Origin of the sequence: Bradyrhizobium sp. STM 3809, from assembly GCF_000239795.1 — a bacterium.
GTDB lineage: Bacteria > Pseudomonadota > Alphaproteobacteria > Rhizobiales > Xanthobacteraceae > Bradyrhizobium.
Genome location: NZ_CAFJ01000529.1, coordinates 1 through 9,128, shown reverse-complemented (window position 1 = coordinate 9,128; position 9,128 = coordinate 1). Strand labels below are relative to the sequence as shown.

The following is a 9,128-nucleotide window of genomic DNA, read 5'->3' as shown; positions in this document are numbered from 1 at the left end:
TGGAAACTAGCGCGACATAATTAGATTTTCGTCGCTGCAACCAGCACGCATTTGGCCGTGCTGACATTAACGTTGACAAATCCGACATGGACCGCGGCGAAGGTCTTGCGGCTCTGTGACCGCACCTCTCCCGGCACGAACCGCCGGCGGTCGGTCACGTGGCTGCCGTCGCCCCTGCTGAAGGCGCAGCTGATCTCGACGTCCTTGACGGCGAAGGTATTGGCGTTCCGCAAGGTGAACGTGATCAGGGCCCTCGACCCTAGACCGCCTCGTCGCCACGACTGGGAACTGATGCGCAATCCGGATAGAACGTCCGAGCTGGAGGGCGCCGAGCGTTCCGGCTGGGCGATTGGGGCAAGACTCGCATGGGCGTCCATCAGGCTGCTGCCCCCGCCGATGGCCGGCACCGACGTGGCCGGCCCCGTGGCAGAAGTTTCGCCAAGCCCAGGCACCACGGAGGGGAAGCCCCGCGACGGCTCCGTTCCGTCCTCATCGCCTGCGTATGACGCGCTCCCCGGGATCGTCACGAGCTGGGCGAGGCTGGGATCTCCGGTGTCGCCGTCATCTGCCGACACGATCAGCCAGGCAACCGCGCCCGATATGACGAGCGCGAGCGCCAACAGACCGAGCACCGCAGTGCCCAACGGAATCTGCGCGCTGTTGCGCTGGCGCGGGACGGACGCGGCCTGGGCGTCGAGCTTGCGTCCGAACAAACGAGAGAAGCCGGCGCTCATGTCTGTCTGCACCATGGGCCGCCCAGCCGGGCGTTTGGAGGTTCAATCGGCAAACGTCGATCATATTGCACGTAAAGCCGACATTTGGAGGGCAGGTTGGGATACCACCGGCCGGTCGCACTGGCGCGGCGATCGGCGAGCCGGTAAACAGACGCGTCGTTGCCGACATGCCCTAAACGCCGCCGCTGTTCGGGCGGTTCACTGTTCGAAAGATCTCGACGATGTTGCAAGTCACGTGGGACCACATTCATCTGCGCAGCCCGGAGCCGGAAGCAACCGCCACCTGGCTGCGTGACGTTCTCGGCGGCGAGATCGTCCGCAATCCCGGCCGCATCGACGTCAGGCTCGGCGGCGCCAGCGTGTTCATCGCCAAGGTCGAACCCGGCGACGGCGTCAATGCTGCGCCGGTGACGCCACACCAGGGCCTCGATCATTTCGGTCTCACCGTGAAGGACATCGACGCGGTCGCGGCCGAGCTGAAGGCCAAGGGCGTCACCTTCACGACCGAGCCGACCACGATCCGCCCCGGTGTGCGCATCTGTTTCATTCGCGGACCCGAGGGCATTTCCATCGAGCTGTTGGAGCGCGACAAGAAATACGCCTGAGCGACCGCATTCCGCCTACGTCATGCTGCCGGGCATGAAGCAGCGGATCGAGAGTCCCTGATAGCCGCGCATCGGCCACACCATCGTGCGGCCGACCCGATTGGGTTCGGTGATCACGGCATCGTCGGGAACGTCGAACCACTCGCCTTCGATGCGGACACGGTAGTGACCGCCCCTGCTCTCCCAATCGACGTCGCTGACGGCGCTGCCGTCGGCGTCGGAGCAGCACGGGCCCTTGCCGCTGCGCAGGCCGTCGAACCACGCCTTGATGTCAGGCGATGAGTTCGCCCACTGACCGCGATCGCGCGCCTGCGTCGGCGGCGCTGCGAGCGCGATCAGCAACGCGGCGCCCGTGACCTGGATGGGAGGTTTCCAGCGGCCGGCCTCCTGCCGCTTCGAACCGGTGTGACTGACAGCCGAACAATCAGCGCGATGCGGCCGATGGCCGCGTGACACGATCGATTTGCTCATTTCCATCTGGCTCCTGCACCACTCCTGGGTGCGCGGAACACGATGCATCAACCGGGCCAGATTTCGATTCGATCGCGGCTTCGTGAGAGTCAACCCGGGAATCGACGTCGTTCAGCCACATGCTTGTTCGCAACTACTCGGCCGCCTGCTCCAGCGGCGCCACGCGCGGCAGAATGATCCGGACGCGTGTTCCCGCGCCGGGCTCCGAGTCGAGATCGAGCCGGCCGCCGAGCCTGTTGGTGATAATGTTGTAGACGATGTGCAGGCCGAGCCCGGTGCCGCCCTGGTCGCGCCGCGTCGTGAAGAACGGATCGAAGGCGCGGCGACGAACGTCGAGCGCCATGCCGCAGCCATTGTCGGAAAAGACGATCTCGACATTGTCGCGCCCGGACTCGCGCGCCCGAATTTCGATGGTCCCGTTGCGGCCATCCGGAAATGCATGGGCGACGGCGTTGAGGAAGAGATTGGTCAGCACCTGGCCATAGGGGCCGGGATAGCTGTTCATCACCAGATTGGGCTGGCAATCGACGTTGATCGTCAGGTTCTGTCTGCGCACGCCCGGGCGCAGACTCATCACCACCTGCTCAGTCAGATCGGCGAGATCGAACGAGCGCTGGTCGGAGTAGTTGCGGTCGGCCGCCACCTGCTTGAACGACTGGATCAGCTCGGCGGCGCGGTTGAGGTTGGCGACGAGCTGCGCCGCCGCATTGCGGCTGGTCTCGATGAACTCGTTGAGGCTCGATTTCCGCAGCTCGCCGCGCGTGACGGCCTCGCTGAAACGCTCGGTCTTGCGCTCCAGCGCCGATGCCACGGTCAGGCTGATGCCGACGGGATTGTTGACCTCATGCGCGACGCCCGCGACCATGCGGCCGAGCGCCGCGAGCTTCTCGGCCTCGATCAGCGAGGCCTGGGTCTCGCGCAGGTTCCGGAGCGCCGTCTCGGCCGCCTCTTTGGCCTTGCGCATCTCCTGCTCGCTCTTCTTGCGCTCGCCGATGTCGAGCGCCACGGTGACGATCTTGTCGACCTCGCCGTCGGCATCGAGCAGCGGCAGCTTGTTGACAAGCCACTGCCGCATCACGCTGCAGGAATCCAGATATTCTTCTTCGTAGAAGCCGAGACCGGCCTTGGTCGCGAGCACGCGCTTGTCGTTTCCGTCGGTCTTGCTGGCGCCATAGCGCGACATCAGCTCGCCCGTGGTGCGCCCCAGCGCATCCTCGGGCTCGACGTTGAAGATGCCGGCCATGTAGCGGTTCATCAGGACATAGCGCAGCTCGCGATCCTTGACGTTGATGACCGCCGGCACGGTGTCGATGACCTGCTGCAGCAGGCGCCGGCCTTCGGCGATCGCATCTTCCGCACGCTTCTGATCGGTGATGTCGCGGACCACGCCTTCATAGCGGACCACCTCGCCGCTCTCGTCGCGGACCACCGTGGCGCTGTCAGAGAGCCAGCGGATCTCGCCGGTACGCCGGCGCACCTGATACTCGAACTCGCGGACCATGCCGTCGCGCCGCATCAGCCGCTGATAGCGTTCGCGCGCGAGGGGATGGACATAGATCGTGTCGGCGATGTCGTTGACGCTCTGGATCAGCTCGCTCGGAGACTCGTAGCCCATGATGCGCGCGAGTGCCGGATTGGCGTTAAGCACGAGGCCGCTCGGGGTTGTCACATAGATACCGTCGATGGAGGCTTCGAACAGCTTGCGATAGCTCTCCTCGGCAAGCCGCTGCTCCGCGAGCGCGCGCACCGCCGCCTCGCGCGCCGCGTCGGCATCCTGCAGCGTCTGCCGAAACACTTCCGCGGCGCGCGCGATGTCGCCGATCTCGTTCTGCACGTCGGTCTGCGGGATCGACGTCGCCTTCTCGCCGGCCGCAAGGGCCCGGATCGAGCGCGCGATCGAGGCGAGCGGCTTGACGGTCCGGCGGACCACGAACGACGCGGCGAAAATGCCGATCAGCACGCCCGATGTGCCGAAGATGATGCTCTGCCATTTCGTTTCCGCGAGCGTGCGCGCGAAATCGCGCGACAGCACCTTGCCCTGGCTGGCGCTGAGCGCCCGCAACAGCTCGGTGACACGGCCGATCAGGCGGCCCTCGATGCCCAGCACTTCCTTGTCGAGCCGGGCGATCTCGTCCTCGGTCCCGGAAATGGCGATGATCGCCTCGGCGTAGCGGTCCACGGCGGCCCGCAACGTGGCATCCTCGATCGGCAGCGCGCGCATGCTGCGGGCCGCCAGCTCGGCACCGGCGGGATCGCGCGCCAGCAGCGCGGCGCCGACCTGGTTCTGCACCTGGAACAGGGCGCGCGCGGTGCCGCGGTCGGTCACGCCCGCGATCGCCTCCTCAAAGCGCTCGCGCGCCGCCGGCAGCCCTGACAGCAGCTCGGCGCGTTGGGCGATCAGCGCGCTGATGCGGTCGATGCCCTCGCGATAATTCGTCAGCCGCTGCGAGACGCCGTCGATGGTCGCCTGCTGCTCCGGCGCCAATTGCAGCCGCGTCTTCTTCAACAGCGCGCTGAGCTCGGTCGCGGCTTCCATGACGCGGTCCGAGCGCGAGGCGGGATCGGTGACGAAATCGCGCGCCGCCAGCCGCAGCTCGTTCATGCGCTGGTCGATCTCCTCGGCGAGATCGCCGACGCCCTGCAGCCGCTGCAGCTCGGCAAAGGTGGAATCGATGTGACGGATGGCGATGACGCTCGCCATGCTGGTGGCGGTGATGACGGCCAGCAGCAGCAAAAAACTGCCAAAGATCAACCGTCCGATCGTAACGGATCGGAGGCGATCACAGGCCAGGCCGAAATCAACGTTTTTACTCATGGGATCCGATGGTCGGAACCGCACTATATACGAGCCGCCACGCGGCCAATAGAACAAATTAGGAACAATATCGGTCTAGGCATCCCCGCCAGACGAAAAATAGTCCGTGCGGTTAACCGGCCGCACCGAATGCAAACACCTCCCCATCATAGCCGGCCTCGCGCGGAATGCGCAGCTCGCGGCCACCGTCGGCCGTCCTGGTCATGACCGGCATTACCGTCACGATCGTCATATCCCGCGCCGCCGCCAGCGCGGCGGCCACCGCCGGCTGCTTGCCGAGCCGGATCAGGTTGCGCGTGGTCGGGAAAGGCAGCTTGAAGCGGCCGTCCTCGCCGCCCGCGAGCGCCTCGCGCGGCGACACCCAGATCGAGTCCGTCGACTCCCGGCCGTCATGGCCGCCCAATTGGTCCGGCGGCGCGGCGGCCAGGAAGAACCAGGTGTCGAAGCGCTTCGGCATGCCCTCGGGCGTGATCCAGTGCGCATAGGGCACCAGCGCATCCAGCGCCAGGACGAGACCATGCGTCTCGATCACCTCCCGAAAGCTGATCTTGCTCTCGCACAGCGCCAGGCGATGGGCCGCCTCGATCTCGCGCGCGGCGGCCGCGTCGATCAACGCCTCGGCGCCCTTCCGGCGTGCCAACAGGATGCCGCTCTCCTCGAACGTCTCGCGCACTCCGGCAATCCGGAAGCCGAGCGTCTCGGCGTCGAGACCCTGATCGCCCGCATAGAGTTCGGGAGTGCCGGCGATCTCCTGATCGCCCTTGTCGACGCTGCCGCCCGGAAACACCAGGGCCCCCGAGTTGAACTCGATCTGATGGTGGCGCACCATCATGAACACCTCGATCTCGCGAGCCGCCGCGCTGTCGCGCAGCAGCAGCACGGTCGAGGCGGGACGGACGGCGGCAACGTCAGCCATGGTTACTCCGCGGCGGTGGCTCGGGGTTGCAGATTGGCGCGGACGTCATAGCGCGCGACGCGCGACAGGAGATAATCGACCTCGGCCTTGGCGGCCGCCGATATCGCCGAGCCCGGCTTGCGCTGCGCGCTGGAAGCGATCGCGCCGCGCTTCTGCAGCACGTATTTGCGTACCGCGAGGCCGGCGCCGGGCTGCTGCTCGTAGCGCACCAGCGGCAGATGCGCGTCGAACAGGTCATGCGCGGCATCGCGTTGTCCCGCCTGCGACAGCTTGACGACGTCGACCAGCATTTCCGGGAAGGCGTAGCCGGTCATCGCGCCGTCGGCGCCGCGCTCCATCTCGAAATCCAGGAACAGGCCGCCATTGCCGCACAGGATCGACAGCGGCTTGAGCGAGCCGTCCTTCTGAAAGGCGCGGAGCGCCGAGATCTTCTCCAGGCCCGGCCAGTCCTCGTGCTTGAGCATCACGCAGGAGGGGCTGTCCATGACGATCTTGCGGATGACGGCCGGCGTGAACACGACCTGCTGGGTCAGCGGATAATCCTGCAGCACCCAGGGAATGTCCTCGCCGATCGCTTCATGCGCCTGCTTGAAATAGCCGGTGATCTGGTCGTCGGTGCGCAGGCTCGGCGGCGGCGCGATCATGACGCCGGCCGCGCCCGCGTCCATCGTGGCGCGGGCCAGCGCGCGCATGGTCGCGAAGCCCGGCGACGAGACGCCGACGATGATCTGCATGTTCTTCGCGCGCTTGACGAAGCGGATCGCGACCTCGGCGGATTCAGCCGCGTCCAGCTTCGGCGCCTCGCCCATGATGCCCAGCACCGTGATGCCGTCGCAGCCCGCCTCGGCGTAGAAATCGACCAGCCGGTCGATCGAGGCCTCGTCGATGCGGCCGTCCTCGTGGAACGGCGTCGGCGCGATCGCGAAGGTGCCTTTGGCGGCGGCGGTGAGCTTCATGGGATCCTCTTTTTCAGCATGTCATTCCGGGGCGATGCGCAGCATCGAACCCGGAATCTCGAGGTTCCGGGTCCGGTCCTTCGGACCGTCCGGGAACGACCTATAGCCTAGAACCGCCGGGCGGACTTTCGAATCTCGTCCTCCGAAAAGAATATCTCCCCTGCGTGTTCGGCGATGTCCCGCGCGTTCCAGGCCGAGGACGGCGGCTTCCAGCCGTCCATTTCCATCATGCGCAACTCGCGCACGCCGCGCGGGCCGGAGACGCCGAGCACCTTGCCGGTCTGGTCGCCGGAGAGCGGGCTGACCATGTAGAGCACCGCGGGCGCAATGCCCTCGGGCGTCAACGCCGCACCCGGATTCTCCTTGTAGCGCGGCAGATCGGCCGTCATGCGGGTCAGAGCCCCCGGCGCCAGCGTCCAGACCCGGATGTTGTACTTGCGGCCCTCGATCGCCAGCACGTTGGACAGGCCCCAGATACCGCCCTTCGCCGCACCGTAATTGGACTGGCCGAAATTGCCGATCAGGCCCGAGGTCGAGGAGGTGTTGACGATGACGCCGCCGCCATTGTCGCGCATCCATCGGAAGACGGGCAACGTGCAGCAGAAGGTGCCCTTGAGGTGCACCTGGATGACCTTGTCCCAGTCGGCCTCGCTCGACTTGGCAAATGTCTGGTCGCGCAGGATGCCGGCATTGTTGACCAGGATGTCGGCGCGACCGAAATGGCGGATCGCATCGTCGAACACCGACTGGCCTCCGGCCATGGTCGAGATGTCGGCCGCGTTGGCGACAGCGCGGCCGCCTTCGGCCTTGATGGCGGCCACCACCTGCTCGGCCATCGAGAGATCGGAGCCCGAGCCATCGCGTGGGCCGCCGAGATCGTTGACCACCACCGCCGCGCCCTCGCGCGCGAACAGCTTCGCGTAGGCCTCGCCGAGCCCGCCACCTGCGCCGGTGATCAGCGCCACCTTGCCGTCGAGCAGTCCCATGGGTGCGTCCTCCGCCTTATGTTCTTGTTTTCTCCGTCATGGCCGGGCTTGACCCGGCCATCCATCTCCAGAAGAGGATGGATGCCCGGGTCAAGCCCGGGCATGACGATAACTAACAGCTGTGCCTCACATCGCAATTATCAACCGAGCACCGTCTTGCCGTTCTTGATGACGGTGACGTTGCGGTCCTTGACCCGCGCCTCGAACGAGATCACGTCGCCATCTTTCCACAGATCGACGGTCACGGTCTCGCCCGGAAACACCGGCGAGGAGAACCGTGCCGCATGCTGCTTGAACGCCGACGCGTCGTAGTCGGCATAGGTCTGCAGCACCGCGCGACAGGTCAGGCCGTAGGTGCACATGCCGTGCAGGATCGGCCGGGGGAAGCCGGCGCGACGGGCGAATTCGGGGTCGGAGTGCAGCGGGTTGCGGTCGCCGCAGAGGCGGTAGATCAGCGCCTGGTCGGGCCGCGTCGAAATCTCGACGCTGCGGTCCGGCGCGCGCGACGGCACCGGATGCGGGTCGGGGATGCCGCCGGAGGGGCCGCCGAAGCCGCCATCGCCGCGGGCGAAACGCGAGGCCACCAGGGTCGCCAGCGGCGCGCCGCTCTCGTCGCGCAGGATGGTCTGGTGGCGGATGACGGCGCCCTTGTCCTTGCCCTTGTCGGAGACGGCGAGCACCGAGGAGTCCGCGGTGATTTTCGCAGCGACAGCCAGCGGCTTGTGGAAGGTGATGTCGCGTTCGCCATCGACGACGAGCACGCGGTTCAGCTTCATGTCGCCGGGGCCTGCGCCCCACGCGGCGACGGAGGCAAAGGTCGGCACGACCTTCAGCGGCCGCGGCTCGGCAGTGGCCTCGTTGACGAAGGCCAGCTCGCGCTCGTCCATCGGATCGGCGCCCATGCCGATGCCATAGGCGTACAGCATCACCTCGCGATCGGTGTAGGCATAGGGCTGCCCGATCGCCTTCATCGCCATCAGCTCATCGTAGTTGATCGGCATGTCGCCTCCCCGAATGTCTTTTGTCGTAGGGTGGGCAAAGCGAAGCGTGCCCACCGTCTTTCTTGCAACGATCACGGTGGGCACGGCGCTCCGCGCCTTTGCCCACCCTACGCACTCTTCATCGGGCTCACAGCTCGAGCCACTATCGTCATTGCGAGGAGCGAAGCGACGAAGCAATCCAGAGTCGTGGAAATCACCCTGGATTGCTTCGCTGCGCTCGCAATGACGCGCGGCGGCATGTGCGCCCTCGCCTACACCGGCGTGAAGAACGGCAGCGGGGCGCCGTCGGTCGGCTTGAACACCACCTTCACCTTCTGGCCGATCTTCAGGCTGTGCAGATCACAATCGACGAAATTGGTCTGCAGCGACGGGCCCTCCTTCAAGGTCACGTAGCCGATCGCATACGGACCGGTCGGCGACTTTCGCATGATCGAGAAGGTGTAGATCTCGCCCTCACCCGCGCTCTGCTCCCACACCGTCTGGTCGGAGAAGCAGAACGGGCAGATCGAGCGCGGGAAGTAATGCGCCTCGCCGCAGGCGGTGCAGCGCTTGATCAGGAACTTGCCCTCGGCGGCAGCGTCCCAGAACGGCTTGGTCTCGGGATTGGTGATCGGGGCCGGCAGTTTCTTGGCTTCAGACATCAG

9 protein-coding genes are annotated in these 9,128 nt (G+C 66.1%); 1 reads left to right on the top strand and 8 read right to left on the bottom strand.

Annotated features, from left to right (window positions below; all coding sequences use genetic code 11):
• Window positions 1-20 precede the first annotated feature (20 nt).
• Entirely contained in the window at window positions 21-734 is a 714-nt protein-coding gene (locus tag BRAS3809_RS24420) for a hypothetical protein (RefSeq protein WP_008964707.1), read from the bottom strand.
• A 221-nt stretch (window positions 735-955) separates the two neighbouring features.
• Here BRAS3809_RS24420 and BRAS3809_RS24415 point away from each other — a divergent pair, with 221 nt between their 5' ends.
• The gene (locus tag BRAS3809_RS24415; RefSeq protein ID WP_008964706.1) at window positions 956-1,339 is read left to right on the top strand and encodes a VOC family protein; all 384 of its coding nucleotides are present in this window, start codon (window positions 956-958) and stop codon (window positions 1,337-1,339) included.
• Between the two features lie 15 nt (window positions 1,340-1,354).
• Here BRAS3809_RS24415 and BRAS3809_RS24410 read toward each other — a convergent pair whose 3' ends face one another.
• The 7 genes from BRAS3809_RS24410 to BRAS3809_RS24380 form a co-directional block, all read right to left on the bottom strand.
• Entirely contained in the window at window positions 1,355-1,810 is a 456-nt protein-coding gene (locus BRAS3809_RS24410) for a hypothetical protein (RefSeq protein WP_502685678.1), read from the bottom strand.
• A gap of 133 nt (window positions 1,811-1,943) precedes the next feature.
• Complete coding sequence (locus tag BRAS3809_RS24405; RefSeq protein ID WP_008964704.1) at window positions 1,944-4,625, bottom strand: PAS domain-containing protein; 2,682 nt, start codon at window positions 4,623-4,625, stop codon at window positions 1,944-1,946.
• A gap of 112 nt (window positions 4,626-4,737) precedes the next feature.
• Complete coding sequence (locus BRAS3809_RS24400) at window positions 4,738-5,541, bottom strand: NUDIX hydrolase (RefSeq protein WP_008964703.1); 804 nt, start codon at window positions 5,539-5,541, stop codon at window positions 4,738-4,740.
• A 2-nt stretch (window positions 5,542-5,543) separates the two neighbouring features.
• On the bottom strand, window positions 5,544-6,497 hold the full coding sequence (locus BRAS3809_RS24395) for a dihydrodipicolinate synthase family protein (RefSeq protein WP_008964702.1): 954 nt from the start codon (window positions 6,495-6,497) through the stop codon (window positions 5,544-5,546).
• A 107-nt stretch (window positions 6,498-6,604) separates the two neighbouring features.
• Complete coding sequence (locus tag BRAS3809_RS24390) at window positions 6,605-7,483, bottom strand: SDR family oxidoreductase (protein WP_008964701.1); 879 nt, start codon at window positions 7,481-7,483, stop codon at window positions 6,605-6,607.
• A gap of 140 nt (window positions 7,484-7,623) precedes the next feature.
• A complete protein-coding gene (locus BRAS3809_RS24385) occupies window positions 7,624-8,484 on the bottom strand; it encodes a MaoC family dehydratase (protein WP_008964699.1) in 861 nt (286 codons plus the stop codon).
• Between the two features lie 251 nt (window positions 8,485-8,735).
• On the bottom strand, window positions 8,736-9,125 hold the full coding sequence (locus BRAS3809_RS24380; protein ID WP_008964698.1) for a Zn-ribbon domain-containing OB-fold protein: 390 nt from the start codon (window positions 9,123-9,125) through the stop codon (window positions 8,736-8,738).
• Window positions 9,126-9,128 lie beyond the last annotated feature (3 nt).

Excerpts from the sequence above, each read along its gene's own strand:
- BRAS3809_RS24420 (WP_008964707.1), bottom strand. The coding sequence starts at position 734 with ATGAGCGCCGGCTTCTCTCGTTTGTTCGGACGCAAGCTCGACGCCCAG.
- BRAS3809_RS24415 (WP_008964706.1), top strand. The coding sequence starts at position 956 with ATGTTGCAAGTCACGTGGGACCACATTCATCTGCGCAGCCCGGAGCCG.
- BRAS3809_RS24410 (WP_502685678.1), bottom strand. The coding sequence starts at position 1,810 with ATGAGCAAATCGATCGTGTCACGCGGCCATCGGCCGCATCGCGCTGAT.
- BRAS3809_RS24405 (WP_008964704.1), bottom strand. The coding sequence starts at position 4,625 with ATGAGTAAAAACGTTGATTTCGGCCTGGCCTGTGATCGCCTCCGATCC.
- BRAS3809_RS24400 (WP_008964703.1), bottom strand. The coding sequence starts at position 5,541 with ATGGCTGACGTTGCCGCCGTCCGTCCCGCCTCGACCGTGCTGCTGCTG.
- BRAS3809_RS24395 (WP_008964702.1), bottom strand. The coding sequence starts at position 6,497 with ATGAAGCTCACCGCCGCCGCCAAAGGCACCTTCGCGATCGCGCCGACG.
- BRAS3809_RS24390 (WP_008964701.1), bottom strand. The coding sequence starts at position 7,483 with ATGGGACTGCTCGACGGCAAGGTGGCGCTGATCACCGGCGCAGGTGGC.
- BRAS3809_RS24385 (WP_008964699.1), bottom strand. The coding sequence starts at position 8,484 with ATGCCGATCAACTACGATGAGCTGATGGCGATGAAGGCGATCGGGCAG.
- BRAS3809_RS24380 (WP_008964698.1), bottom strand. The coding sequence starts at position 9,125 with ATGTCTGAAGCCAAGAAACTGCCGGCCCCGATCACCAATCCCGAGACC.